General features: G+C 62.4%; 23 protein-coding genes and 1 tRNA gene. 6 read left to right on the top strand and 18 right to left on the bottom strand.

Features of this window, described 5'->3' with window-relative positions; translation table 11 throughout:
* Nucleotides 1-51 precede the first annotated feature (51 nt).
* Nucleotides 52-127 (bottom strand) — tRNA-Ala (locus EK373_RS31530).
* Between the two features lie 69 nt (nucleotides 128-196).
* Nucleotides 197-751: a SixA phosphatase family protein gene (locus tag EK373_RS31525; RefSeq protein WP_129649344.1), complete on the bottom strand. Its 555-nt coding sequence runs from the start codon at nucleotides 749-751 to the stop codon at nucleotides 197-199.
* Nucleotides 752-933: 182 nt separating this feature from the next.
* Here EK373_RS31525 and atzF point away from each other — a divergent pair, with 182 nt between their 5' ends.
* Nucleotides 934-2742, top strand: coding sequence for an allophanate hydrolase (atzF, locus tag EK373_RS31520; RefSeq protein ID WP_129649343.1), 1809 nt, complete (start codon nucleotides 934-936; stop codon nucleotides 2740-2742).
* A 379-nt stretch (nucleotides 2743-3121) separates the two neighbouring features.
* On the opposite strand, the gene EK373_RS31515 is transcribed toward atzF, so the two are convergent.
* The 3 genes from EK373_RS31515 to EK373_RS31505 all read right to left on the bottom strand — a co-directional run bounded on the left by EK373_RS31515 (nucleotide 3122) and on the right by EK373_RS31505 (nucleotide 5396).
* On the bottom strand, nucleotides 3122-3775 hold the full coding sequence (locus EK373_RS31515; protein ID WP_129649342.1) for a YkgJ family cysteine cluster protein: 654 nt from the start codon (nucleotides 3773-3775) through the stop codon (nucleotides 3122-3124).
* A 45-nt stretch (nucleotides 3776-3820) separates the two neighbouring features.
* On the bottom strand, nucleotides 3821-4927 hold the full coding sequence (locus tag EK373_RS31510; RefSeq protein WP_129649341.1) for a DUF3187 family protein: 1107 nt from the start codon (nucleotides 4925-4927) through the stop codon (nucleotides 3821-3823).
* Nucleotides 4928-5168: 241 nt separating this feature from the next.
* Complete coding sequence (locus EK373_RS31505) at nucleotides 5169-5396, bottom strand: DUF6356 family protein (RefSeq protein WP_129649340.1); 228 nt, start codon at nucleotides 5394-5396, stop codon at nucleotides 5169-5171.
* Between the two features lie 111 nt (nucleotides 5397-5507).
* Between EK373_RS31505 and EK373_RS31500 the strand changes: the two genes are divergently transcribed.
* On the top strand, nucleotides 5508-5978 hold the full coding sequence (locus EK373_RS31500; RefSeq protein ID WP_129649339.1) for an Lrp/AsnC family transcriptional regulator: 471 nt from the start codon (nucleotides 5508-5510) through the stop codon (nucleotides 5976-5978).
* 23 nt (nucleotides 5979-6001) lie between these two features.
* Entirely contained in the window at nucleotides 6002-7489 is a 1488-nt protein-coding gene (locus EK373_RS31495) for a flavin-containing monooxygenase (protein WP_129649338.1), read from the top strand.
* Here the strand turns inward: EK373_RS31495 and paaZ are convergent.
* Genes paaZ through paaA form a run of 7 tightly spaced genes read right to left on the bottom strand, consistent with a single transcriptional unit; the run spans nucleotide 7467 to nucleotide 14024 of the window.
* Nucleotides 7467-9497: a phenylacetic acid degradation bifunctional protein PaaZ gene (paaZ, locus tag EK373_RS31490; RefSeq protein WP_129649337.1), complete on the bottom strand. Its 2031-nt coding sequence runs from the start codon at nucleotides 9495-9497 to the stop codon at nucleotides 7467-7469. The two genes, EK373_RS31495 and paaZ, sit on opposite strands and share 23 nt — an antisense overlap.
* Before the next feature lie 27 nt (nucleotides 9498-9524).
* A complete protein-coding gene (gene paaG / locus EK373_RS31485) occupies nucleotides 9525-10316 on the bottom strand; it encodes a 2-(1,2-epoxy-1,2-dihydrophenyl)acetyl-CoA isomerase PaaG (RefSeq protein ID WP_129649336.1) in 792 nt (263 codons plus the stop codon).
* A 1-nt stretch (nucleotide 10317) separates the two neighbouring features.
* Nucleotides 10318-11409, bottom strand: coding sequence for a 1,2-phenylacetyl-CoA epoxidase subunit PaaE (gene paaE / locus EK373_RS31480; RefSeq protein WP_129649335.1), 1092 nt, complete (start codon nucleotides 11407-11409; stop codon nucleotides 10318-10320).
* Nucleotides 11410-11413: 4 nt separating this feature from the next.
* Entirely contained in the window at nucleotides 11414-11938 is a 525-nt protein-coding gene (gene paaD, locus EK373_RS31475) for a 1,2-phenylacetyl-CoA epoxidase subunit PaaD (protein ID WP_129649334.1), read from the bottom strand.
* 2 nt (nucleotides 11939-11940) lie between these two features.
* Nucleotides 11941-12726: a 1,2-phenylacetyl-CoA epoxidase subunit PaaC gene (gene paaC, locus EK373_RS31470; protein ID WP_129649333.1), complete on the bottom strand. Its 786-nt coding sequence runs from the start codon at nucleotides 12724-12726 to the stop codon at nucleotides 11941-11943.
* Nucleotides 12723-13016, bottom strand: a complete 294-nt coding sequence (gene paaB, locus EK373_RS31465; RefSeq protein WP_129649332.1) for a 1,2-phenylacetyl-CoA epoxidase subunit PaaB — start codon at nucleotides 13014-13016, stop codon at nucleotides 12723-12725. The genes paaC and paaB overlap by 4 nt, the downstream gene beginning before the upstream one ends.
* Before the next feature lie 12 nt (nucleotides 13017-13028).
* A complete protein-coding gene (paaA, locus tag EK373_RS31460) occupies nucleotides 13029-14024 on the bottom strand; it encodes a 1,2-phenylacetyl-CoA epoxidase subunit PaaA (RefSeq protein ID WP_129649331.1) in 996 nt (331 codons plus the stop codon).
* Nucleotides 14025-14159: 135 nt separating this feature from the next.
* Here paaA and paaX point away from each other — a divergent pair, with 135 nt between their 5' ends.
* A complete protein-coding gene (gene paaX, locus EK373_RS31455; RefSeq protein WP_157994627.1) occupies nucleotides 14160-15134 on the top strand; it encodes a phenylacetic acid degradation operon negative regulatory protein PaaX in 975 nt (324 codons plus the stop codon).
* Nucleotides 15135-15167: 33 nt separating this feature from the next.
* On the opposite strand, the gene EK373_RS31450 is transcribed toward paaX, so the two are convergent.
* Together EK373_RS31450 and EK373_RS31445 are read right to left on the bottom strand one after the other, a co-directional pair.
* The gene (locus EK373_RS31450) at nucleotides 15168-16433 is read right to left on the bottom strand and encodes a dihydrolipoamide acetyltransferase family protein (protein WP_129649329.1); all 1266 of its coding nucleotides are present in this window, start codon (nucleotides 16431-16433) and stop codon (nucleotides 15168-15170) included.
* Between the two features lie 15 nt (nucleotides 16434-16448).
* Entirely contained in the window at nucleotides 16449-18566 is a 2118-nt protein-coding gene (locus EK373_RS31445; RefSeq protein WP_129649328.1) for an alpha-ketoacid dehydrogenase subunit alpha/beta, read from the bottom strand.
* 157 nt (nucleotides 18567-18723) lie between these two features.
* On the opposite strand from EK373_RS31445, the gene EK373_RS31440 reads away from it, so the two are divergent.
* Nucleotides 18724-19197, top strand: coding sequence for an Lrp/AsnC family transcriptional regulator (locus EK373_RS31440; protein ID WP_129649327.1), 474 nt, complete (start codon nucleotides 18724-18726; stop codon nucleotides 19195-19197).
* A 6-nt stretch (nucleotides 19198-19203) separates the two neighbouring features.
* Nucleotides 19204-20004 carry a DUF72 domain-containing protein gene (locus EK373_RS31435; RefSeq protein ID WP_129649326.1) on the top strand — a complete coding sequence of 267 codons (801 nt, stop codon included), beginning with the start codon at nucleotides 19204-19206 and terminating at the stop codon, nucleotides 20002-20004.
* 6 nt (nucleotides 20005-20010) lie between these two features.
* Here the strand turns inward: EK373_RS31435 and EK373_RS31430 are convergent, their stop codons facing one another.
* The 4 genes from EK373_RS31430 to EK373_RS31415 are packed head-to-tail and all read right to left on the bottom strand — an operon-like array spanning nucleotide 20011 to nucleotide 26905.
* The gene (locus tag EK373_RS31430; protein ID WP_129649325.1) at nucleotides 20011-20985 is read right to left on the bottom strand and encodes an FHA domain-containing protein; all 975 of its coding nucleotides are present in this window, start codon (nucleotides 20983-20985) and stop codon (nucleotides 20011-20013) included.
* Nucleotides 20975-21817 (bottom strand): PP2C family protein-serine/threonine phosphatase, encoded by an 843-nt coding sequence (locus EK373_RS31425; protein WP_129649324.1) that lies wholly within the window; start codon nucleotides 21815-21817, stop codon nucleotides 20975-20977. Before EK373_RS31425 ends, EK373_RS31430 begins: the two co-directional genes overlap by 11 nt.
* A gap of 12 nt (nucleotides 21818-21829) precedes the next feature.
* Nucleotides 21830-23140 carry a multiheme c-type cytochrome gene (locus tag EK373_RS31420; protein ID WP_129649323.1) on the bottom strand — a complete coding sequence of 437 codons (1311 nt, stop codon included), beginning with the start codon at nucleotides 23138-23140 and terminating at the stop codon, nucleotides 21830-21832.
* 12 nt (nucleotides 23141-23152) lie between these two features.
* Nucleotides 23153-26905 (bottom strand): hypothetical protein, encoded by a 3753-nt coding sequence (locus EK373_RS31415; RefSeq protein ID WP_129649322.1) that lies wholly within the window; start codon nucleotides 26903-26905, stop codon nucleotides 23153-23155.
* Nucleotides 26906-26931: the final 26 nt, after the last annotated feature.

Here is a 26931-nt window from a genome sequence, read left to right as displayed (position 1 = left end):
GTTGGGTCGTGCCCGACTAAGTCATTGTTCTGGTTAGGATTGTGGGGAAGTTGGTGGACCCGAGGAGGATCGAACTCCTGACCTCCTCATTGCGAACGAGGCGCTCTCCCAGCTGAGCTACGGGCCCACCGAAGGGCGCGAATTGTAGCACCGGGCCTGCGGCTGGCAAGCGTGTGCAGCGGCTTTCATCGAACGCCTAATACCTGAGGCTCACGACCTTGGTCTTCGATACCTGGGGCACGAACACTACGAACATCGTGCTGTAGTCGTCCTCGGCCACCGTCACCGTCTCGCCGCTCAACGCGTGCACCAGCTGCGGGATGTTATTGGGGTTGCCGGCCACCAGCACATATTCGCCGCGATGCTCGCGAGTGATGCGCTTGGCCAGGTCCGCCCAGGTCGCCGACGGTACGACGTTCACAGGCAGAGCCAGGGTTTCGGACAAGGGCGTGACGGTCTGGTGAGCGCGGCGAAATTCCGAGGCAAAAATAGCATCCAGGCCACGCACCGGACGCGCCTTGGAAAGCATGGTCGCCAGACGCGCCGCACGCTCGCGGCCTTCGACGCTCAGCGGAGGATCGGGGTCATTGCCCGCTTCCACCTCGGCATGACGGACGACGAACACCACCGTGGTCGCGCGGGCATCGAACAACCACGCGGCAGCTGCCACCAAAGCGATGAACAACAGTACCGGGAGCACCAGCGGAAAAAAGAACGGCCGCCGGCGCATCTTGTCGAGATCTCGTTGCATGGGGGCGGATCATAACACTCACACCGAAACTGCCCGGGGATACGGTCACAAGCGGTGCAAACGCCCCGGCCAAAGACCCGATGTAGTGCAATAAACGCGGCAACCGCCCACCCGAGGGCCTCTTTTCCGGGCATCAGGATTGCATTCAGGACCCAGCTTGCGCTCGAGCACAGGAAAAAGACATGCATCTCTCATCGCCCTCCAGGATCGGCTGGACCTTGGCCGACTGGCGCGCCGCGTATCGCAGCGGCCGGCTGAAGCTGAATGATGTTTACGATGCGTCGCCCGTGGCCGACGGCGACAGCGCGTGGATCGCCCGAATCGACGCTGCCAGACTGCGAACCCAGCTGGAGCAATTGGAACATCGGCTGGGCGCCGTCGGCGGTGACACTTCGCAGCTGCCTTTGTATGGCATCCCCTTCGCTGCCAAGGACAACATCGACGCTGCCGGCTGGCCGACCACCGCCGCGTGCCCGGCATATGGTTACACCGCCAACGAAGATGCCACGACGATTCGACGTCTGCGCGAGGCCGGTGCGATTTTGCTCGGTAAAACGAACCTGGATCAATTTGCGACCGGGCTGGTCGGCACACGCTCGCCCTACGGTGTTGTGAGCAACGCGTTTCGCAGCGAGTACATCAGCGGCGGATCGAGCGCCGGCTCGGCCAGTGTCGTCGCGCGCGGGCTCGTGCCCTTCTCGCTCGGCACGGACACGGCCGGCTCGGGTCGCGTGCCCGCTGCCTTTAATAACATCGTCGGACTGAAGCCCACGCGCGGCTATTTGAGCACCAGGGGTGTCGTGCCCGCGTGCCGCACGCTCGATTGCGTGTCGGTGTTCGCGCTGACCGTCGAGGACGCCGACGAAGTCGCGGCCATCGCGGGCGGCTATGACGCGAACGATCCCTACTCTCGGGCATTTCCTGAGACGCCGGTACGGATGACGACGCTGCGCCTGGCGGTGCCCGACTCACTGGAGTTCTTTGGCGACGCGCAAGCACGGAAAACATTCGATCAGGCGATCGAAACCTGGCGAGCGCTGGGCGCAGACATCGCGCCGATCGATTTCTCACCCTTCGCTCAACTCGCTGCATTGTTATATGAAGGGCCGTGGGTCGCCGAGCGCTACGCGGTCGCCGAATCGTTGCTGGAACGCGACCCCGAAGCCTTGCACCCGGTTATTCGATCCATTGTTTCGACCGCAAGCCGGTTCAACGCGGTCGATGCATTCAAATATGAGTACCGCCGCGCCGCGCTCGCCCGCCTCATCAACCATACATTGGAAGGATTCACAGCGCTGCTGGCGCCAACGACACCGAGCATCTACACGATCGCGGAAGTGTTGGACGATCCCGTACGGCTCAATTCGCGTCTCGGGACCTACACGAACTTCACCAATCTCGCCGATCTTTCGGCGCTGGCGCTGCCGGCTCATTTCCGCGATGACGGCCTGCCTGCCGGGATCACGTTGATCGCGCCGGCCTGGCAGGATCGAACATTGGCCGAGCTCGGCAAACGCTGGCAGCAGCACCTGTCTCTCCCGCTCGGAGCGACTGGTCGCGCGTTCTCGGCCGTCGCGAAAGAAACAAAGCCGTCGGCTCCTGCCACGACTGTGCGCCTCGCCGTGGTTGGAGCCCATCTGACTGGCATGCCGCTCAATCATCAGCTGACATCGCGTGATGCCGTGTTTGTAGAACGCTGCCGGACTGCGGCGACTTATCAGCTGTACGCGCTCGCCAACACGACGCCGCCCAAACCCGGCTTGGTGAAAGCAACTGCGGGTGCACCAATCGAGGTCGAGCTTTGGGATGTGCCGCTCGACCGCTTCGGCTCGTTCGTCGCGGAAATTCCCGCGCCGCTGGGCATCGGCTCGCTGGAGCTCGATGACGGCCGCATCGTGAAGGGTTTCATCTGCGAGCCCATCGGATTACAGGGCGCGCGCGAGATCACGTCGTTTGGAGGCTGGCGCGCCTATCTGGCCAGCTTGAAGTGAGGGACGACGCATCGGCAGCGCTAGAGGAATAGACTCAAGCTCACCTCGTTTGCAGGAAGCAACCATGAACAGGATCATCTCGCTCTTCGTTCTAGCCTGCCTGACGGGCTGCGCCTCCAGCGGAAGTCCGGCCTCGTCCCGCACTCCGCCCGTCGTACACAGCAAGCCAAGCCACTGTGCACTGTGGCCCGGCGGCTATGGCCTGTGTATGCACACCTGCGCTCACGAAAACGCCATGGCTCAGGCCAGAACCGCCCAGTGCCAGGCGAGTCCTCCCGATAACAAACCCGCGGGCTGCGAGCTTGCCGGCATGGATGCCGGACAATACGGGGCGTGCATCGGCCGATGCGCAGCCATGCCAACCGAGTGTCAGTAACCGCTAGGCGACATTCGAGTCGAATGCGCGAACGGCATCGATGATTGCCCGCGCCACTTCGGCTGCTTGCTTCGCGCTCGTCGCCGGATCGAGAAACACTTGGTAGGCTTTGATCGCGAACACCGCGATGCCCATCGGGCCTGCGGGCACGCGGACGGTGAAGCTGTCACGTCGATCGCGAATGAACGTCGCCGCTGCACGCACGGCGGCGTGTTCCAATTCATCGATGTGTTCTGGATATGAGAAGCGCCACTCTCGCACGCGCTTATTGATGACGGCCTTGTCCTCACCGCCCGCATCGATGCCGGCTGCGGCGAAGATGCGGCAGTCGTAATCGTTACAGGTCTGCGGCCGGACGGAATAGATGGAGCACTTGCCGTCATCGAGCATCGGGCACAAGCCATTCTCCAGCGCTCTCACGGTCAGATTCCCCTTGGCGAATCCCGCGGCGCTTACCACGAATGTCGCGGGTATTCGCGCCGCCGCTTTGTGATCCTCAGGCCGAAGCTGTAACGAGTAGCCTGACACGCAGCAGCCGACGCAGTCTCCGCAAGGCACGTCCATGCCGTCGTTGCCCTGCAAAGAGCGGCGCATTTTCCGCAGCCAGTCACTGAACGGACCGGCGGCGACGATGGATTCGGCAGAGGGCTGGGACATGGGCGGCCGCTAGATAGCATCACGCGGCCGCTCTCGCAAGCAGTGTCAACGTGAGGGCATGGACGACAGCGGCACCCACGCCAGGCCCAACTGGAAGCCGATATCGGGCGTGTTGTTGACGTTCTGCAGGTTCTCGGTGATACCGAACGTGATCAGGAAGTTGTTGAGTCGATGGCGCAGACCCAAGCTCACCTGGTATTTCTCGCCGAGCAGTTCCTCGAGATCGGTCTCGTCGTGCGAGTACACGCTCTTGCTGATGTATCCCTGCAGGTTGACGTTGGTGCGCGCGGTCAGCATGCGCTCGTAACCAAAGATCACGGTCGGGATCAACTGCGCGTCCTGGGGCGACACCTGGCTCGCACCGTCGTAGTAGACAGCCGCGGCATCCAGATAGAACGCGTGATGCTGGCCCTTGCGCTGTAACGACACCTGCACGCCATAGTCGGTGCGCCCGGTTGATAGCAGCTCACGACGGCCCGCGACGGGCACTTTCACCGCCACTTCCGTCGCGAGGTGCCACTTCCCTGGCAGCGTCCAACCGGTGTAGCGCAAGCCAATGGTGGGATCGAGCAGACCGCCGTCGGTCGCCGTGCCGAGGCTCGCGTACTGGCTCGACTTCAAGTCATAGATCAGATTGACCTGATTCTTCGACACCGCCGGCCGGCCGAAGGAGCTGAAGCCGAACGTGTCGTGAAACCCTTCGATGGTGCCGTCGAGAAAGCCGCCCTGGAAGGACACGCCGCTGGCGATGAGGTAGGCCGTCCAGACGTTGGAGATCTTGTAGTGGAAGGTGACGTCCAGCAGCGCCAGCTCCAGGTCGATCAGATAATTTTCGCCGGGCAGATCGCGGATCGCCTGCAGTTCCTCGGGTCCGAGATCGCGGCGGCCGCGCGACTCCTGGCTGGTCAGATACTCCTCCACGTCGGGGCTCAGCGCCCAGGTGTTCTGATAGGCCACTTCGGTCTCGAGCGCCCAGCTACCGGGCTCGATCGACACGGCATGCGCCGGCCGCATGTCCAGGCGCAGGAAGCCGAACGGAGTGAGATCGCGAGACCGCAACAGCCCGTAGAGTTGGCCGTCCTCGGCGTGAGCCATGGGCATGCCGAAAGCGAGGCCGGCGAGCGTCAGCGTCGCGGCTGGCAGTATTTTCACATTGATTCCCTTATCGAGAGGCGGAGCGAGCTTGCACAAAGGCGCGAGGGCGCGTCTTGGACTGCAGTGCTGGATATTTTATAGAGCTGCTTCGCAAAGTTGTCCCTTTCACCGGCAATGTCGCCGGATGCGTACAGTACCTATCTCGAGGGAACTTGCACGAAGCAACGGCGGTTCCCGGCGTCGCCCATCGGAGCAACTCGCGAGAATTCGCGCCGTCTCGGGCCGAACGCGTGTCTTATTAGTCTTGGTAGCGTCGACGACGCGTTTGCATGCGCTCGTACAAGCGGCAGATGCAATCGCTCCCGGTGCGCACGAACAGGAACGGCAGTAACGCGTGCACCAGGCAAGCGATGCCTGCGAACACCATCTGGAAACCAAAGCCGGCCGCTGTCCGCAAATGCACCAGGTACGTTTCCCCCGCCGCCGCGGGGTGCTCGGTAAACGGATTGGCACGCACAGTATTCATGTCTGACAGGCTACCGAAGCCGTTCGGCGACCCGATTGCGAAATCGTGGACAGCGACCCCGCTGAACGCAACAATGTTGCGCAACCTCGCCGCGCCGCGCATTCGCCCTACATGGATCGCCTCGACCGTCGCATTCTCGACCTCCTGCAACACGACGGCTCTCTGACCGCCGCCGACATCGCCGAGCGCGTCGGATTGTCCAAGGCGCCGTGCTGGCGCCGGATCCAGCGCTTGCAGGAAAGCGGCGTGATCGCCCGCACCGTGGCCCTGCTCGATGCCAGATCGGTAAACGTCGGCACCACGGTGTTCGTGACCGTGAAGACCTCGAACCACAGCGCCGCCTGGTTCGAGCAGTTCGTGCGCACGGTGCGCGACATTCCCGAAGTCACCGAGATTCATCGGGTCAGCGGCGAAGTAGATTATCTGTTGCGCATCGTGGTGCCGAACATCGATGCGTACGACGTGGTCTACAAGAAGCTGATCGCCGGCTGCGCGTTTCTGGATGTGAGCGCCAGCTTCTCACTGGAAACCATCAAGCACACGACTGCCCTGCCCTTGAACTACCTCGCCACCGACGATTGACCCGCACACCCAGGGGAGCCCATATGACGACCTGGACGTCACACATATCGGCCGCAGAACATGTCGACGTGTTGGTCGTAGGTGCCGGATTGTCCGGCATCGGCGCGGGCTATCACCTGCAGCAGCACTGCCCGAAGAAGAGTTACGCGATTCTCGAAGGGCGTGACTGCATCGGCGGCACGTGGGATCTGTTCCGCTATCCGGGCATCCGCTCCGATTCGGACATGTATACGCTCGGCTATTCCTTCCGTCCGTGGCGCGAGGCCAAGGCCATCGCCGATGGGCCATCGATTCTAAAATATGTGCGCGATACGGCGCGCGATCACGGCATCGATCAAAAAATCCGGTTCAATCACCGCGTGAAGCAGGCGGCCTGGTCGTCGAGCGAGGCGCTGTGGAGTGTCGAAGCAGAGACGGCGTCCGGCGAGATCGCGCGATTCACCTGCAACTTCCTGTTTCTGTGCAGCGGCTACTACAGCTACGAAGCCGGCTACACCCCCGAGTTCAAAGGCATCGACCGATTTCGGGGCCGCGTCGTGCATCCTCAGAAATGGACCGAGGACATCGATTACACCGGCAAACGCGTCGTGGTGATCGGCAGCGGCGCTACTGCGGTCACCTTGGTGCCGGAGCTGGCCAAGAAGGCCGCGCACGTGACGATGTTACAGCGGTCACCAACGTACATCGTCGCACGTCCGGAAGAGGATTCGATTGCCAACTGGCTGCGCCGTCATTTCCCGGCGAAGTTTGCTTATGGAGTGACGCGATGGAAGAACGTGCTGCTGGGCATGTTGTTCTTCAACTTGTGCCGTCGCGCGCCGGAGCGAATGAAACAACGACTGCTGCAGCTCGTGAAGGACGAGCTCGGTGAAACCTGCGACGTGGATCGTCACTTCACCCCGCGCTACAACCCTTGGGATCAGCGCCTGTGCCTGGTGCCGAACGGCGATCTGTTTCAGGCATTGAAGCAAGGCAAGGCGTCGGTGGTCACGGACCACATCGAAACGTTCACCGAGCACGGCCTGAGGCTGCGCTCCGGCCCGCAGCTGGCCGCTGACCTGATCGTCACCGCGACGGGCTTGAATCTGCAGGTGCTCGGCAATCTGGCGCTCACGGTCGATGGCAAGGCGATAGAGCCTGCGCGCCTCATGAGCTACAAGGGCATGATGTACGGCAATGTGCCGAATCTCGCGACGGCCTTTGGCTATACCAACGCGTCATGGACGCTGAAGTGCGACCTCACCTGCGAGTACGTCTGTCGGCTGCTGAATTACATGGACGCGCAGGGCTATCGTCAGTGCATGCCGCGCAATGAGGATCCGTCGATCACGGCCACACCGTGGATCGACTTCACCTCAGGCTATGTGCAACGTTCGATCGAACAGTTCCCCAAGCAGGGCTCGAAGGCGCCGTGGCGCCTGTATCAGAACTATGCGCTCGATCTGATGAACCTGCGCTTCGCCGCCGTCGATGACGGCGTGATGCGCTTCAGCTCACCGGCTGCTCGCTGACCATGGTCAGCACGTCGTAGCTCGCGCAGATTTCGCCGTTCTGGTTGGTGATCTCGGTGTCCCACGCCACCTCGCCATACCCTTTATCCGCGCGCAGCGATTTCGATTTGCAGGTGAGCCGCACTTTGATGCGATCTCCCGGCTTGACCGGCTTCACGAAGCGCAGACGATCGATGCCGTAGTTCGCCAGCACCGGACCATACGGCGGATCGACAAACAGTCCAGCCGCTGCGGACACCAGGAAGTAGCCGTGCGCGACGCGGCCCCCAAACAGCGGATTGCGAGCCGCGGCCTCCTCGTCCATGTGCGCGTAGAACGTGTCGCCGGAGAGCGCGGCGAATTTCTCGATGTCCTCGAGCGTCACTTCGCGCTCGGCCGAATTGAGGCTGTCGCCGACCTGCAGCTCATGGAAGGATTTGCGGAACGGATGACGCCCCGGATCTTTCTGCACGGCGCCTCGCGTCCAGCGACCCGTGACGGCAGCAATCGTCTGCGGGCTGCCCTGAATGGCCGTGCGTTGCATGTAGTGCATGACGCCACGAATGCCGCCCATTTCCTCGCCACCACCCGCGCGACCCGGACCACCATGCACGAGGGCCGGCAGCGGTGAACCGTGCCCCGTCGATTCTTTCGCACAATCGCGATTGATGACGAGCAGACGACCGTGCAACGGCGACAGACCGAGCACCAACTCGGTGGCGAGCGCATCGTCGGCAGTGAACACCGATGCGACCAGGCTGCCCTCGCCCAAGCGGGCGAATCCAATCGCTTCACTGGTAGATGCGTAAGGCACGACGCTGCACACCGGACCGAACGCCTCGATGTGATGAAGCGCTTTGGCCTTGCGTGGCTCGCGACAATAGAGCAACGACGGCGCCACGAACGCACCGTGATCGTGATCCGCACCCGCCAGATCGATTCGTTCTGCGGTAATGAGCTCGGCTTCACGCCGCAACTCACCGATGCGCCCCAACACTTCGCGACGCTGCGACAACGCCGCCAACGGTCCCATGCGTACGTTCTCGAGTCGAGGATCGCCCACGACGACTTTGGCGAGCGAGGCTTTCAAAGCTTCCACGACCGCGTCCGAATAAGCCGCCGGAACGATCGCTTTACGAATCGCCGTGCACTTCTGGCCCGCCTTCGTCGTCATTTCACGCGCGACTTCGCGCACGAACAGCTCGAACTCCGGCTGACCCGGCTTGGCGTCCTGCGCCAGCACGCAGCTATTGATCGAATCCGTCTCGCTGATGAAGCGCACCGAATGCGCAACGATGCTGTGATGAGTGCGCAGCTTCTGCGCCGTGCTCGCCGAACCTGTGAACGAGACTACGTCCTGGCAGGTCAGATGATCGAACAGATCACCCACACTGCCGCACACCAACTGCAGCGAGCCTTCGGGCAGGATGCCAGACTCGATGATGCGTCGGACGACCAGCTCAGTGAGATAGGCGGTCGTGGTCGCAGGCTTCACGATCGCAGGCACGCCGGCGAGCAGCGTCGGCGCCAGCTTCTCCAACATCCCCCACACCGGGAAGTTGAACGCATTGATGTGCACAGCTGCGCCTTCCAACGGCACGCAGATGTGCTGACCGACGAACGTGCCGGTCTTCGACAGCATTTCGACGTCACCGTCGATGTACACCTTGCTGTTCGGCAGCTCGCGCGCGCCTTTGCTCGCGTACGCGAACAGCGTGCCGAAGCCGCCGTCGATGTCGATCCACGAATCGGTCTTGGTCGCACCGGTGGCGTAAGACAGCGTGTAGAACTCTTCCTTGAACTCTCCGAGCTTCTTCGCCAGTTGCTTCAGCAGCGCTGCGCGCTCATGAAACGTCAGCTTGCGTAACGCAGGTCCGCCGACTTCACGCGCGTAACGCAGCGTGGCTTTGAAGTCGATGCCCGTGGATGAGGCCGAAGCGATGACCTGACCGGTCGTGGCATCGCGCAGCTGCTGAGCTTCGCCTTCGCCCGCGAACCAGCGGCCTTGAATGTAACTTTTGAGTTGCATGGTATCCCCTTCGCCCGCCGCTGCAGATCAGCGGCCGGTGAACGTCGGTGTGCGTTTTTCGGTGAAGGCGGCGACGCCTTCAGCGTAGTCCTGCGAGCGACCCAGTTCGCGCTGGAAGTCACGCTCCTGATCGAGCTGCTGCTCGAGCGAATGACTCCAGGATTCGTAGATCGCTTGTTTGGTGCGAGCCAGTCCGCGGGTGGGCGCGGCAGCTAATTGCGTAGCAAGTTGATCGACGGTGTTCTTGAACTCCGCATCCTCGACACAGCGCCAGATCAGTCCCCATTGCGCCGCCTGTTCGGCTGGCAACTTGTCGCCCAACAATGCAAGGCCCATGGCTCTCGCATTGCCGAGTAGTCGCGGCAAGAACCAGGTGCCACCCGAATCTGGAACCAGGCCGAGCTTGCTGAATGCCTGCACGAAGCTCGCGGACTTGGCCGCAATGACCAGATCGCAGGCCAGCGCGATGTTGGCTCCGGCGCCCGCGGCAACACCGTTGACCGCCCCGATCACAGGCATCGGCAGATTGCGCAGTGCGAGCACCAACGGCTTGTAATAGTTCTCGATGGAATCGCCTAGATCGACGCCCTGCCCGCCCGGCGCGACGGCGCGGTCACCCAAATCTTGTCCCGCGCAGAAGCCGCGGCCGGCGCCCGTGAACACGAGCACTCGGGCCTCGCTGTTATTCGTGAGCTGCGCAAGCGCCTCGCGCACTTCCTGATGCATCTGCACGTTGAAACTATTGAGACGATCGGGCCGGTTCAAGGTCAGCCGCGCCACACCGCCCGCGACCTCGAACAAAATCGTTTGATAAGTCATGTCAGCGCTCGTCGTAGGTTAATTCGAGCTCGCGGCTGGTGGGCCTTGCCTGGCAGCACAGCACGAAGCCTTCTTTCACTTCCCAAGGCTCCAGCGCGTAGTTCACGGCCATTTCGGCGCTGCCGCGCGTGACCTTGACCCGGCACGTAGAGCATACGCCGGCTCGACACGAGTACGGCAGCTCCATGCCCATGCGCTCGGCCGCATCGAGCACGGTCGCATCGTCGTCGAGCATCGCAAAGGTGCGCTGACGACCGTCCATCGTGATGGTGATTTCCGCGACCTCTTCCGCTGTCGCTCGCTTCGGCTTCGCTTGAGCGGCCGAGGTGGATTGAACCGCGCCCGCCGGCATGTCGCTGGCGAAACGTTCGGTGTGAATACGCTTGGCGTCGACGCCGAGACCAACCAGCGTGTCGCGCACGCTCTCGATCATGTCGCCAGGGCCGCAGAGGAAGAATGCGTCGGTGTCGAGCGGATCGAACACTTCCTTGCTCAGCAAAGTGACCTTCTCGCGATCCAGCCGGCCGTTGAACAACTCCACGTCCTGCGGCTCGCGGCTCAGGAGGAAATACAGCGACAGGCGCGTCGGATAGCGATCCTTGAGCGCCAACAGCTCTTCGGCAAACATGATGGTCGAGGTCGTTCGATTGCTATAGAACAGCATGAACCGGCTGTTCGGCTCGCGAGCCAGCAGATTCTTCACGATGCCCAGAATCGGCGTGATGCCACTGCCACCGGCGAAAGCGCAGTAGGTACGCTCCGCGGCGGGCTGCGGCTCGGCGAAGAACCGACCCGTCGGCGTCAACACTTCAATGCTGTCGCCTGCCCGCAATTGATTGGCGAGGTACTGCGACATGCTGCCGTTATCGTGAACGCGCACGCCAATGCGCAAGTGACTATCGTCAGCCGCGCTGCAGATCGAATAGGTGCGCCGGACTTCCTGCCCGCCGATCTGCGCACGCACTCCGACGTGCTGCCCGGGGAAAAAGCGATATGCCTCGCGCAACGACTCGGGCACTTCAAATGAAATGCACAGCGCGTCGCTGCCTTCAGGATGGACGTCGGCCACTTTGAGCGGGTGAAAAGTCAGCATTTCTTCAGATGCACTTGAAATATTCGAATGGCTCCAGACAGCTGGAGCAGCGATACAACGCCTTGCAAGGCGTCGACGCGAACTCGCTCACCTTGCTGGTCTGCAGGGATGAGCAACGAGGACAAGCCACCTTCGGCTCGCGAAATAGATGTTTCGGATTGCTCACCGAGTGCGCGGGCGGCGCGATGCCATATTCTTTGAGCTTGGCGCGACCGCTGTCGGTCAGCCAGTCGCTGGTCCAGGGCGGCGCGAGCACCGACTCGACCTTGGGATGTTGGTAGCCTTCCGCTTCCAGTCGGGTTTCGATGGAGCGCGCGATGACCTCAGTCGCTGGACAACCGGTGTAAGTCGGCGACACGCCCACAGTCACACGGCCGTCGTCCGCCACGCGCACGTGACGAATGATCCCCAGCTCGACCACATTGAGCACCGGAATCTCCGGGTCCGGCACATCCGCCAGAATGCGCCAGATCTCGCGCTCCGCAGGAGCGACGAATCGATCGGTGCGGCTGGCGGGCGCCGGATTCATGGCTACCACTGCACCCCAGGGTAGGTCCGCTGCATGAACTGCATTTCGGCCAGCAAGCGGCTCAGATGTTCGCTGTGCTGATTGCGCTTGCCGTACCAGCGATAGGAAACATCGGCCGGCTTCTTCAACGTGGCTTCCGTCAGCACCTGCTCGACGTTTGCCGCCCACGCGGCACGCAGCGACGCGGGATCCGGCCCCAATCCGGCTGCCGCCGCCTCTTCGTCGACCGCGCCCGGCGCGAAGAACTCGCTGGTAAATTTCCACAGCGCATCCAGGCCTGCCTGCACGCGTTTGTGACTTTCTTCGGTGCCATCGCCCAGCCGGACCATCCAGCCCGAGCTGAAGCGATAGTGATAGCGCGTCTCTTTGAGCGCCTTGGCGGCGAGCTCGGCGAAGCGCGGCTCCGATGAGCCCTGCAGGCACTCGAACAATTCCAGCTGCCAGGCATCGATCAGAAACTGCCGCACGAGCGTGTGGCCGAAATCCACATTGGGCTGCTCGACCAGCGCCAGATTCGTGAAGTCCGACGGGTCGCGCAAGAACGCGAGATCGTCCTCAGTTCGGCCCTTGCCCTCGATCTCACCGGCGTACGACAGCAGATAACGCGCCTGCCCGAGCAGATCGAGCGAGATGTTGGCCAGCGCCAGGTCTTCCTCGAGCGCGGGCGCATGACCCACCCACTCGCCCAATCGCTGCGCGAGGATCAGGCTCGTGTCGCCCAGGTGAACGGCGTAGCGGAAGCGCAGGTCCGCCGAAGCGGAGAGCACAGTTTCGGCCGCGGCGCTCATAGATTCTTCACCTCGTCCGGAATCGAATAGAACGTCGGATGGCGATAGATCTTGTCCTTCGCGGGTTCGAACAGCGCGTCGGCATCGCCCGGATCCGATGCGGTGATATCCGATGAGCGCACGACCCAGATGCTCACGCCTTCCTGACGACGGGTGTACAGATCACGCGCGTGCTCGATGGCCTGGCGCGCATCGACGGCGTGAATGCTGCCGACGTGCTTGTGCTCCAAACCCGAGCGCGCACGAATGAAGACTTCGTACAGCGGCCACTGCTTGCGTTGCTGACTCATATATTTATTTCCTCAAGCGGCCTGCGTTTCGCGAGCGCGCTGCTTCTCTGCATGGGCCAGCGCGGCTTCGCGCACCCAGCGGCCGTCTTCATGAGCACGACGACGCGTCTCGAGCCGCTCGCGATTGCAAGGACCGTTGCCTTTGAGCACTTCCTCGAATTCCTTCCAGTCGATGGGACCGTGCACGTAGTGCTGGGTCGCCTCGTCCCAGCGCAGGTCCGGATCCGGCACCTTCAGGCCGAGGAACTCGGCTTGCGGCACGGTGATGTCGATGAACTTCTGCCGCAGCTCGTCATTGCTGAAACGTTTGATCTTCCAGCGCATGGACTGCGCAGTGTGCTTGGAAGCCGCGTCATTCGGGCCGAACATCATGATCGACGGCCACCACCAGCGATTCAGCGCATCCTGCGCCATGCGGTGCTGCTCGGGCGTGCCGCGAGCCAGCGTCATCATGATCTCGAAGCCCTGGCGCTGGTGAAAACTCTCTTCCTTGCAGATGCGCACCATGGCGCGCGCATACGGGCCGTACGAGCAACGGCAGATCGGAATCTGATTCATGATGGCCGCGCCATCGACCAGCCAGCCGATCGCGCCCACGTCGGCCCACGTCGGGGTTGGATAGTTGAAGATGCTGGAATACTTCGCCGTGCCGGCGAGCAACTGTTCCAACAACTCGTCGCGTGAAATGCCGAGCGTTTCGGCGGCGCTGTAGAGATACATGCCGTGACCGCCCTCGTCCTGCACCTTTGCGATCAACACCGCCTTACGACGCAGCGACGGAGCGCGCGTGATCCAGTTGCCTTCGGGAAGCATGCCGACGATCTCGGAGTGAGCGTGCTGCGAGATCTGGCGGATGAGCGTCTGCCGGTAGGCGTCGGGCATCCAGTCCTTCGGCTCGATGCGATCGTCGGCATCGACCTTGCTCTGAAAACGCTGCTCGAGCGTCACGGCGTCCGTCGCCTGATGCAGGCAATCCGCGCCCAGGGAATCCAAACCTTGCGTGTACATAAAGCCCCCACACCTCCAGCTCAGGCAATGTGACACAAAACGATGCGTCTATCAATTTTTTCTGTGTCACATGAGACTGCAATCCACCGGGCGTGCTGGGCAATCCTCACGCTGCCTGCGCTAACATGCGCCTCCATGTCAGCCAAATCGCACTCGGCCTTCGTCACTCGCACCAACGCGCTCGTCGCCCGCTTTCGGCGGCAGCGCCCGCTCCGGGGCGGATCGCTGTTGATCACGATCCTCGGCGATGCCATCGCCCCTCGCGGCGGCACCATTGCGCTGGCGAGTCTGATCAAACTGGCCATGCCGTTCGGATTGACCGAGCGCCTGGTCCGCACGTCGATCGGGCGCCTCGCCAACGAGGAATGGGTCAGCTTCGAACGCAGCGGCCGCGCGAGCTTTTACAGCCTCACGACCAATGGCCGTGCCCGCTTCGCCGAGGCCACCCAACGAATCTATGGCGCGCCCCCGCAGGACTGGGACGGTTTGTGGACCATGGCCATCGTCCCGCCCACGTTGAAAAGTCGACGCGACGATCTGCGGGAAGAACTTCTCTGGCTGGGCTTCGGTCAGATCACGCCCGGCGTGTATGCCCATCCAACCTATAAAGAGTCGGCGATCAGCGCACGCATCGACGAACTGCAGTCGGCCGGCCAGCTGGTCGTCATGAAAGGCTCGATCCTGTCGCAAGCGGCTAGCGCCAACCTGGTCGCCATGGGTTGGAATCTGGAAGATCTGGCCCGCCGCTACCGACGTTTCATCGACATGTTCGCGCCGGTCGCAACGGCATTGCAGGGTGCGACCAACGTGACGATCGATGGCGATGTCGCCTTCCTCCTGCGCACATTGCTGCTGCACGAGTACCGCAAGGTTCATTTGCGCGATCCTTTGCTGCCCGCAGCACTCTTGCCGGAGGACTGGGCTGGTGCCGATGCCCAGGGACTCTGCCGCGATTTGTATGCAACAGTGTTTCCCGCCTCGGAGCAATATTTGTCCGCGACGGTGCAGACGCAGGCCGGCGCCCTACCGGCGCCGGCCGCGGAGATCTTCCAACGCTTTGGCGGGCTGCCGCCCGTCGATGCGAGCATCAGCGCCATGCGCGTGTCCTAGTCGCAAGGGCCTCGGCCACTTTCGACAAATAGACTAAGCGCTCCAGTTCTCCAGCCGCTCCACCAGTACCTGCAGGAACCGGTTCGCGCGATGGCCGTCCATCACGCGATGATCCAGCGTCAGCGTGATGAAGCAACGCGGCTGGATCACGATGCGGTCTTCGCCATTTTCGCTGACGACAACCGCCCGCTTCTCCAGCTTGCCGACGCCCAGGATGGCCGACTGCGGCTGATTGATGATGATGGGCGTCGCGACGAGGCTGCCGCTGACGCCGTGATTGGAAATCGTGAACGTGCCATCGCGAACGTCGCTCGGTGTGAGCTTGTCGTTGCGCGCGCGCTCGACCACGTCACCCAACTCACGAGCGATGCCGAACAAGTCCAAGCCTTGCACGCTGCGAACCACCGGCACCACCAGCCCCTTACCCTCGAGCGCCGTGCCGACGCCGATGTTGATGGTGTCTGGGACGATCAACGCATCGTCGGTCCAGCGGCTGTTCGCCTCGGGCACTTCTCGAATCGCATCGACGCACGCGGCCAGGAAATAGGCAGTGAACGTGAGCGACACGCCTTTCTGCTGGAACTCGTCCTTGTGAGCTGCACGATGTGCGATCACCGCCGACATATCGGCTTCAAACACGGTTGTGACATGCGGCGCGGTGTGCAGAAGACTCTCGACCATGCGCTCAGCGATGCGCTTACGCATGCTCGAATGCGGCACTCGACGACCGGCGACGGCCGCTTCCGCTTCCGTAGGCATCGCAGCTTTCCGCGGCTGAGGTTCGTTGCTCGCCCGCCGGGCAGCGACGTAGGCGAGCACGTCGTCGACGGTCACGCGACCGCCCGCGCCCGTGCCACGAATCGGCGCTGACTCGAGCCCGTGTTCGGCAATCAAACGGCGCACGGCCGGGCTGCTACGGCCCGTCGATAAAGCTTCCGCATGAGCGGCGAGCGCCGCCATTCGAATCTCTGCGCCCGGGGCTGCGGGCCGACTCGAGGCCGCCGGTGCCGCCGCGGGTGCTGGCGCCGCTGCAGCTTCGGCTTCAGCAGCGGCTTGGGCGGACTGGATCGTGCCCAGCAATTCGCCCGGCTCGATCTCTTCCTGCTCGTGTTTGAGAATCTCGCGCAGTACGCCGCCGGCGGGCGCAGGAATCTCGATGGTGACTTTGTCCGTCTCCACTTCGATCAACGGTTCGTTCTCGGCGACGGTCTCGCCAATGTTCTTCAACCAGCGCTGGACCTGCGACCGTGTGCCCTCGGACTGCTCGCTCGGTGCGCGCACTTCAATCGTTGTTGTCATTCGTTGTTCTCTCTATCAGATGCTGGCGAGCTGACGGATGGCGTCAGTGATGCGGGCGGTACTCGGCACGACCGAGTCGAGCAACAGCGGGCTGTGCGGGCTCGGCACGTCCGGCATGGTGACGCGCTCGATCGGTGCGTCGAGATCGAAGAAAGCCTCTTTGGCCAGGGTCGCAGCGATCTCGGCCCCGAAACCGGCAGTGAGATTGTCTTCGTGCACGATCAAGCAGCGACGTGTCTTGCGCACGGACGCCAGCACCGCCTCGCGATCCCACGGCATCAATGTGCGCAGATCGAGCAGCTCGACATCGACACTCGACTCCTCCGCCGCCTGCTCACAACGCTCGACCATCGCGCCCCAGCTGATCACGGTCAGCTCCGAGCCTGCTCGCAGTTGCTTGGCCTTGCCGAACGGAACGATGAAGTCGTCGCCCGGATAGGGACGACGCGCCCAGGCACCGTCGAGCATCGCGCGGTGCTCGAAGAAGATCGTCGGATCGTTGGCGCGCAATGCGCTTCGCAACAGGCCGACCGCATCTTCGGCATTCGAAGGCATCGCGACTCGCCAGCCAATCGCGTGCACGAACTGCACTTCGTTGCTCTGGCTGTGCCACGGATCGCCGCACTTGAAGAAACCACCAGGCATGCGCACCACCATCGGCGCTGCGAAACGATTCGCCGTGCGCCAACGCATCGTGCCGCAATCATTCAACTGCTCGACCGCGGGATCGGCGTACTTGCGGAACTGGATTTCCGGCACTGGCATCAAGCCCGACAGCGCCATGCCCACGGCCCGCCCGATGATGCCCTCTTCCGACAAGCTGGTATCGAACACGCGCGAGGCGCCAAACTTCTCCTGCAATCCCAGCGTCGCGGCGTGCACGCCACCTTTGCGGCCGACGTCTTCGCCAAACACGACGACGCGCGGGTTGATGTTCAACTCATGTTCCAGCGTGCGGCGGATCGCCGTAACCATGTTGATGCGCGGCCCTTCGGAACGCGGCGCCTCGCTGCCCTTGGGAAGGTTCACGCCTGCATTCAACAAGCCGCCCTGCTGCTGCAGGTCGACACTGCCGTCTGCCTTGTTTTCTGAGAAGACATGAGTCGTCGTACGAGCGACATCGGGCACCGGGCTTGCTTCGACAGCCGCCAGCGCAGCCTGCACATCATCGTGAGCCTGCCGCTCGATCGCCTGCCACGCGTCCTCGGAGATCACCGTCGGCACGAGCTGCGCACGCAACTGAACCAGAGGATCGCGAGCTCGCTCGGCACTGATTTCTTCCGGGGTTTTGTAGGTCTGCGTGTCCTGGCCCGAATGGCCGGACAAGCGCGGCACCAGCATTCGCATCAGCACCGGGCCTTCGCCAGCGCGCACCGCGGCCACCGCCTCGGCGAGCAAATTCGCCGCTTCGACCGGCTTGGCGCTGTCGCCTTCGATGATGCGGAGGTTCTTGAAGCCCGAGAGATTGGCGGCGATGTTCCCGCCAGGCGTCTGGAAATCGGACTTCACGGAGATGCCGTACCCGTTGTCTTCGATGAAGAACAGGATGGGCAGGCGCTGCGTAGTCGCAATCGTCAACGCGGACCAGAAGCCATTCGTCGCGACCGAAGCATCGCCGCCATGAGCCACCGCGATGCAGCCATCAGCCTCGGCCTCGCGCAGCACTTGCGAACGATACTGCAGCGACTGCGCCCAACCGATCGCCGGTGTGTACTGCGCACCCACGCCACCACAGGCGGGCAACACGCAAACGCCCTCGCTCCTCGGCAGATTGAATACAACGCCGATGTCGCGACCGTCGCTCACGCTGCCCGAGCGCATCATGGTCGACGCCAGCGCGTCCTTCAGCGACAGGCCGACCGAGAGCATCAGCGGCCGCGAGCGGTAATAAACGCCAATGCCGTCGCGGACGCCGGTCATTAATTGCCCGAGCAACACTTGCGTCACGTCATGGCCGCGCGCCGTGAACTGATAGAGCACTTTGCGCGCCGGCAGCAGTTGGGTCTCTTCCAGCTCATCCAGCGCTCGCGACACCAGAATTGTATGCACGACCCGGTGCCAGTCCGGCTGCGGATGCTGCCGAGTCCCACTACCCACGCCCCTGCCGAAAACCGAATGTCGTTCTGCGCTCATTACTCGCGTCTTCTGATAGCGGCGCAGTTGGCCGCAAGCGCCAGCCTACGCCTGAGCCAGGAGCGGAAATCAACAAAGTGCGGCGCGTTTTAGCTCCAGATTGGTGATAGTCTCCACTTCAACCCGCCGAATTAGGCGATTCCACTCCGGATGCTTTATGGACCTCGATCGCTACGACGCCGCCATTCTCGATGAGCTGCAGCGCGATGGCCGCTTACCCATCGTCGAGCTCGCCGAAGAGGTCGGCCTTTCGAGTACGCCTTGCGCCCGTCGGCTGAAGCTCATGGAACAGGACGGCATCATCCAGGGATACACCGCCGTCATCGATCCGAGCCGCCTCGGCTTGAAAGTGCAGGCGTTCGTGCAGGTCCGCCTCACGCGTCATACCGACGAGAACATCGAGCAGTTCCGCCGCGCCGTCGACAGCATGGAGGAAGTGGTGAGCTGTCACGCCATGACTGGCGCGTACGACCTGCTGTTACAGGTGGTCGTCACGGACCTGGAGCAGCTCAGCAATGTCGTGTTGAAGAAGCTCATGCACATTCGCGCTGTGCGCGACGTGCATTCGAGCATCGTGCTCAATACCATCAAGCGCTCATCGCGCGTTCCCGTGCGCCATCTGGTGCGTTGAGGTTCCATGAGTAAGACCGCAGGCAGAATTCGCGCCGGCATCGGCGGCTGGACCTACGAGCCCTGGGAAGAGACGTTCTACCCTGAAGACCTGCCCAAGAAATCGCAGCTGAACTACGCGAGTCGGCAGGTCACGGCCATCGAGATCAACGGCACGTTCTACCGCCTGCAGAAGCCGGACGTGTTCGCCAAGTGGCGGGACGATGCGCCGGATGACTTCGTATTCTCGATCAAGGCGCCGCGGTACCTAACGTATCGCAAGGTGCTGTCCGAGGCAGTTCCGTCCGTCCCTCGCTTCCTTGCCAGCGGCTTATCGTCGCTCGGACCCAAGCTCGGGCCGATTTTGTGGCAGCTGCCACCGACCCTGCATTTCAATGCGGACGACATCGGCGCGTTCCTGGAAGCGCTGCCCCACACACTCGATGACTTGCCTCTGCGTCATGTGCTCGAGGTGCGACACAAGACGTTCATGGATCCAGCGTATGTGGAGTTGGCAAGGAAGCATTCCGTCGCGACGGTGTTTGCGCACACGGATGAGTTTCCGAACTTCGCGGATGTGAGTGCGGACTTCGTCTACGCTCGCCTGCGCAAGACCGAAGCCACGCAGCCAACCGGCTATTCGAAGGCTGACTTGGACGCTTGGAGCAAGCGCGCGAAGTTGTGGGCGGAAGGCGGCGCGCCCGATGACCTGCCGTATGTAACGAAGACGGCTCCACCGAAGAAGCCAAGGGATGTATTTATCTACTTCATCAGCGGGGCCAAGGAGCGCAACCCCGCCGCTGCGAAGCACTTACTGACGCTGATTTGAGTCGGTCTACTTCGCCAGCAAGTACTTATAAACGACGAAGAGCACCGCAATGGTCGCCAGGAACGCGACCGTAGCAACGACGAGGCTCCGGCCTTTGGCCTCCTCGCCTGTGCCTGCATCGACGATGCGCTGCGTGGCCGTGATCGGCCCACTGCTAGCATCCGTACGGAACACGCATTCGACCGGGCCGAAACGCACGCGGTCGCCCGAGGCGAGATAACTCACATTGGCGCGTTTGCCATTCACGAACGTGCCGTTTGCCGACATCTGATCGAGCACCTTCCAGCGCTCGCCCTCGTTGACGATTTTCGCGTGCAGCGCCGACACGCCGCTGTCCATGAACTGCACTTCGCGATCGGTCTGGCTGCCGATGGTCCACTCGGCATTGCCCGAGTCGCCGACGGCCAGTTGGATATTCAAGCCCGTCCGGCTGCCTGACACTACTTGCAGATGCGGACCGTCGACCGCGCTCGGCACTGCTGCGACCGGGGCGGCGCTGCTTGCCATCTGTTTCATCTGCGCCGGATCGATGAACTTCGTCTTGTGGACGCCGGCGTCTCCCATCGCATCCGGGTCCGCCCACGCGCCGGGACGCTTGAACACGCCGCTGCTCTCGGCCACAACGGCCGCCGACTCCGGCGCCCGATACACCGTCTTGCTCTCATCCAGCGCCACTGGGGCGGCCTGCGAGGGCACACGAAAATCGTACTCTTCGACGTCGAAACGCAGCCGGTCGCCCGAGGCGACCTTCACGCGGCCCGAAATGCGGTTGCCATTGATGAAGGTGCCGTTGGACGACCCCAGGTCTTCCAGCCAATAGCCGTCCTCGGCCTGCACGAGCCTGGCGTGCCGGCGGGAGGCGTGACCTTCGGTGAGCAGCACATCGCATTCGACCTGCCGGCCGAGCACGGTCTCCGACTTCAGCTGGATTTCCCGGCTGCTACCGACCTTGATGAGGAACGCGTTGGACTCAGCGACCATAGAACCACCACCACAGGGCCGCCACCAGCGTGGCTGCCGCGATTCCACCCAGAATTGAGAACATCATAGGTAACATGGGTTTCAGCGTCTGCGACATCCTGCTCGAAACCTCGCCCGAATCGGGGCCGTCGTATTCCACGACCACCGCACTCACATTGTCCCGGCCGCCCTTGGCCAGCGCCGCTTCGATCAAGGCCTCGGTGGCCTTCTCCAGCTGCGGATGGGTCCGCAGCACCTCGGCGATCTCGCGATCTTCCAATTCGTCGTTGAGTCCGTCACTGCACAGGATCAGCCAATCCCGTCGCCGCAGCGGCACCTTGGCCACCGACGCCTCGGGCGTGCCGATGCCCAGCGTTCGAGTCACCAAATTACGGTTGGGATGACCGCGCAACTGCTCTTCGGAAAGGTTCTCCTGGACTCGCAGCACTTCCAGGTAGGAATGATCCCGCGTCAGCGCGCTCAACGCCCCATGACGCCACAGGTACGCCCGACTGTCGCCAACCCAGGCAATCTCCGCCTGCCGTTCAGCGATCCGTGTCGCGACGACCGTCGATCCCATGTTGTCGTAAGCGGTGTTGGTCTTCGCCGTCGCGGCGACCGTCTCATGCGCCTTCTTGATCGCATCCACTAACGGCAGCGTCAGCGCCTCGCCGAGCAGTGTTTCTTTCACGACGCGACTGGCCACGTCGCCGCTCGCATGCCCGCCCATGCCGTCGGCGACGAACCAGAAGTTGCTGGCCTCGTCCCAGCCGATGACATCCTCGTTCGGACCGCCGCGACGGCCCGGATGAGTTCGACCGGAGAATCGTTTGCTGGCGGTTCCGAAACGCACGGTGGGGCTCGTTCAGAATGATTTCTGCGCGTTGGCCGCGGCAGTGGCAAATTGTTGTGGACTGAATGTGGTGTCGTTCTTGACTGCGTTGTACAGCGCATCCAGCGCTGCTTTCTTGCTGTTCCGGTCGCCGATCGTATAGCTCAGGCTTTCCAGCCCCAGCACGATCTGCTCCGCAGCAGCGTAGTCGCCTGCCTTGTCGGTCGCTGCGTAACGAGCGAGGTTCTTGCGCATCTTAATTACATCCGCGCTCGAATATTGTCTACGAGCGAGCGCATCGCGCGGGCCGAGCCAGTTCAGCAACGCCTTCGCCGCTTCGTTCACCGAGGTACGATCGCGTTGCCCGGCGCGAATCAGCGCGTTGGTCAGCTCGACCAGTTGCGCGGTCGCCGCCGGCTCGAAAGTGTCGGTGAGGGCCTGCAACACGATGAGATTCTGGGTCTGCAAACGCACTGTGCCCGGCTTGATGCCGGCGCCCGCGCGCGCCGAATTCCAGCGGATCTTGTCCATCGGGTGATGGCAGCTGTGACAATCGTAGAACGCCAGCTCCGGAAACATGTTGCCCGCATGAAACATATTGGTTTGCAGCAGCGACAGGTAACGGCGCGTGGTCTCGAGCTGACCGGTCACCCACAGGTTCATACCGGCGATCTTGCCCTTGCGCTCGTCGTAGTCGGCATCGACGATGAAATGCGCCGGTTGATTGGTGGTGTACGCCTCGAGCTCGAAGCTCAGGCGCGGATGGCCTGCGCCCATGATGGCGTGCGTCGCAAATTGATCCTTGGTGCCGAGATGACAGCCCAGGCACACCTGAGCTCGTTTCAGCGGCTGTTCCGTCGGATACATGCCGCGCGCGAGATTGTCCTTGTGCGTGGCTTTTTCCTCTGCGTGACTCTCGAGCCACTTTTCCGAACCGCCGTGGCACGCCTCGCAGCCGATGCCATCGCTGATCTGAAACTTCGGGCCGCGCTTGTCGGACGGCACATTGTCGGCGTGACAGTCCAGGCAGATCTTCGCTGCCGTCGCATTCGGCAGGCGGAGATTGGTGGCGATGCGCTTGGATTCGGCTAGCTCGAGCGTGCGGAACGCCTGCGCGTGCCGGTCTTCCTGCTGCCAGATCCGATACTCATTCAAGGCCACATCTCTATCTGATTGCGGCGCGAGCTTGCCGTGACAGACGCTGGTGGCGCAGCTCGCCACGCCCATATGTTTGTAATCGGCAATACCCGGCTCGATGGCGAGCGCGCGCACGCTCACACCGAGCAGCGCTGCGGCCATCCACAGCGCATGTGTTCTCAGGAAGGCTCCCGGCCTCCATCCCATAGAGATACTCCGCTACTGCCGCGAGACTCTTTGTTCTACTTGGTCGGTGACATACCACGGCTGCCCATTGTCATCCAGGAATAGCTTGCGCATTTCCTCCAAGTTGAGCGGGCGCGAGCCACGGCGGCCGAACACGGCGATCTGACCGCCGGTCTCGTCCACGCCGCGATCGCGCTCCAGGCCTTTCGACAGGCTCAGCGCAGGCTTGCCGGTCGAATACATTGCAATCAGCTCCGGCTTGGGCTCGGGACTGAAGCCATAGAACTTCGGCTGCGACGCCGGCGAGGTCAGCTGCACGACTTTGAGACCGCCCTTGCCGTCCGCCACATACATGTACAGCGAGGCATTGGTCGTCGCAACGATCACGTCGTTGGCATCGGTGATCTTGCCGCCCGCCGTGAAGCGCTGATATTCGAACATGCGCTCCGGCCGCTCCACATCGACGATCACCACGCCATCGCTGCCCGCCGCGACGTATGCGTACGTTCTGGCCACGAACACGCGCTGGGCATTCTTCATGCGGATGGTGTTGTCCTGCACGAGGCGCGGCGCTTTCGGATCGGTCACGTCGATGGTCTTCAAGCCGTCGGCATCCGTGACGAACAGATAGCGGAACTGCAGCGCCGTCGAGCGCGCATCCTTCAACGGCACTTCTGCGATCAGCACCGGGTTCTTCGGTGTATCGACGCTGACGATGGCCAGGCCCTTCGCGGTTGTGACGTACAGGTAGTAGCCACCAACCGTGATGTGTCGGGCGCCATTGAGCACGCCACCGGGATTCCAGGTCACCGCGCGCTTGAGGAAGTTATTGCGCGGCTCGCCGTCTGCCATCGTGTTCACGTCGACCAGGATCAGTCCTTCCTTGGAATCGGTGACATATGCGTAGTTATAGAGAGGATGGATCGGCTGCTCCAGGTTCGCCACACGCATCTTCTCGCCTTCGTTACGCGGCGGGTGGATGGGCTGATTGGTCGGCAGCGCCACGCAAGTCGCATTCTTTGTATTGACTTGGGTGTCGTGACCCAGCGGGCTGAACGGCGCAGTGATCAAGCGCTGTGACACGCCCTTGTTGCCCTGGCTGGCCACGTCGTAGACCTGCAGACCAGCGCGACCTTCGGCGACATACAAATATTCGCCCCGCAGTTGCAGGCAGCGCACATCGCCAGCGTCGTGGCTGTAGCCGTTCTTCAGCTCGCGATCGTTCTCGTTGTGCTCATTGAACCAATCCGGATAAGCGTAACGGTGCAGATAGCTGCCGATGACGGCTTGCGGCTCGTCCCATTCGGTGACGTTGACGGCGCTGATCTGGCCGTCGCCGCCCACATAAGCGTTGTAGCCGACGAAGTTGATGAAGTTGGTGCCCTGCGCCAGCAACTGCGCCATGATGGCGTTGTTGTCATTCTCCTTCGACAAATGACAGTCGGTGCAGGTCTTGGTCTCGGTCTTGCGCTCGGTGTGCGGGTAGTGCGGGTTGAACGCCTGCGAGCTGTAGCCGCTGGCCGCGATCGGCGGCTGCTGAATGTAGATCTTTTCGCGATTGGCATTGGTCGAGGAAAGGACCAGCGCCGAGCTCGAGCGCACGGGCGCAATCTTGCCACCCGCCGCGGGCTCGCGACGACCCAGCAGGAACATGTCATCACGCGCGACCTGCGGGTTATACGTCGCGAAGTTACGCGTCTCGCCGCCCTCGTAGTGATTGCGAGTCGTCTTGGCATTCGCCTCGATCGGCAAGTGACAGCCGCCGCAGCTCGTGGTCCACGACGTGTGGCACGTGTAGCACTCGACGTTCTCGTCGGTGTGCGCGAGGTTGTTTGGCGCGATACCCTTGCCCCACTCCAGCGACGCCGTGTTCTTGCTCATCAGCTTGGCGCGAGCCGCCTTCGGGTTGTATTCGGCACTGCTCGGGTCGACCGAGCGCTTGACCAGGCTCATGCGCCATTCGACGCCCGACTCCATCATCGAGCGCTGATACAACGTCTCGCCTATCCATTCGAAGCGCCGCCGGCCGTCCGGCGTGCGCAGCGTCGTCATGTCGACGCCGCCGCCGAGTGCAGCCGGACCTGAGGTGTACAAGTTCGGCAGCTGCAACGCCGTGCCATGGCAGTCCTTACAGTCGATCTCGACCGCGGCGGCCACCTCGCCATAGATATAGCCGTTGCCGTGATTGTCTTGCGAGAAATGGCAGTCCACGCACTGCATGCCCACGTCGACGTGGATGGACGACATGTGGACCGCCTTCTTGAACTTCTGCGGATCCTCGTCGCTCACGACCTTGTTGTTGGCATCCAGCAGGTTGCCCTTGCGGTCGCGCTTGAACACGCCGCGGAAGTTCCAGCCGTGACCGTGATAGTCCGCAAACTGCGTGTCCTTGAGCTGCGGATTGAGCTCGGACACCTGCTTCAGGAAATTCACGTCCGACCACTTGCCACGCGTCGCCGCGCCTTCCGGGTTGCGATCGAGCACTTTGCGCATCTGCTCGCTGGTCGGGTACTGCTGTTTCTCCGGCCACATGAACGGCGCGTCGGACTCGTAGTCCCACATCGTGTAGCCGAGGAAGCTGTTCATGAACATGTTGGGCTGGTGCATGTGACAGACCATGCACTGGCTGGTCGGCACCGAGCGCGTCAACGTGTGCGTCAGCGGATGGCCTGGCTCCGTCTTGCTGATCGTGGGGTCAACGGTGCGCGTCAGACCCTCGTGACCGAACTTCGCATAGATGCTCGAGTGGCGCTTGTCGCGGTCGTTCGCATACACGACGTGGCATGAAGCGCAGCCCGAGTGGCGGAAATCGCCGGGCTGATCGTTAGTGCCCAGGAACCAGGGCAGCGGATCGTTCAACCGAGTCTTGGTGATATTGATCACCGGCACGGCAATGCGAGCACCGGTGCCCGGGCCACGATTCGATTGGCGGAAATCAGGCCGACCCGGCTCTTCGATACGCTGCAACTGACCGAGCGCATTGGGCAGGCCGGTCTCGGGGAACAAGTTCGCGATGTTACGTCCGCCGCGCTCGAACACGCGGAAGATGTCGCCGGGATAAATCGTTTCCCACGACGGTAGCGGATACAGCTGCGGCAGGATGCCGGCGACCGCCGCCTGGTTGACCAGGTGATCCGGAATCTTCGGTCCCTTCAACAGCACGCCCTGGCCATTGCGGTCGTACGACTCGCCGATGATGTACTGTTTGAAATCGAGGATGCCGTTGTTATATGCAGCGCCGCCCCACAACATTGCGCCGGTCGTGTGCATGCTGCGCGCCGACGCTTCGATGATCTCCATGTGGCAGGAGCCGCACGACTCACGAACGATGCGATAGTCCGACGGATTGATGAAGCGAATGAACTCCGGGCTTTCGCGGTTCAACAGCGTATAGGTGCGCTCCGGATTGGCGCTGGACGGATACTTCCACTCCTCCGGAAATTTCGGCAGCACGTGAGCAAGCTCTTGCTGCTTCATGTAGTCCTTCGTGCCGCGCTGAACACCGGGCGTCAGGCGCACGTTGGCATCGCCGCCATGACAGTCCGTGCAACCCAGCTTCACGGCCGGGTTCAAGTGCATGGTGTTCGAATCGGTCTGGGTGTGACAGGTCTGACAGCCTTCGGTCTTGGCCCGCACGTCCTCTTCGGTCTGGCTCTTCGGCGCCGGCGGTGCCGTCACATACTTCGGTTCGTCGCCGAACCAGCCGGCGGAAGCGACGCCGCTGAAAGCGCACAGCGCGACCAATGTCTGTGCGAATCCAGTCGCGAGCTTCCCGAGCGTTGTCATTGGAGTCCTTGGCATGTCTGACGCGC

Origin of the sequence: Peristeroidobacter agariperforans (assembly GCF_004138335.1) — a bacterium.
GTDB lineage: Bacteria > Pseudomonadota > Gammaproteobacteria > Steroidobacterales > Steroidobacteraceae > Steroidobacter > Steroidobacter agariperforans.
Note: the sequence above shows the minus strand (reverse complement) of the source record. Positions and strands in the feature narration are given on the sequence as shown.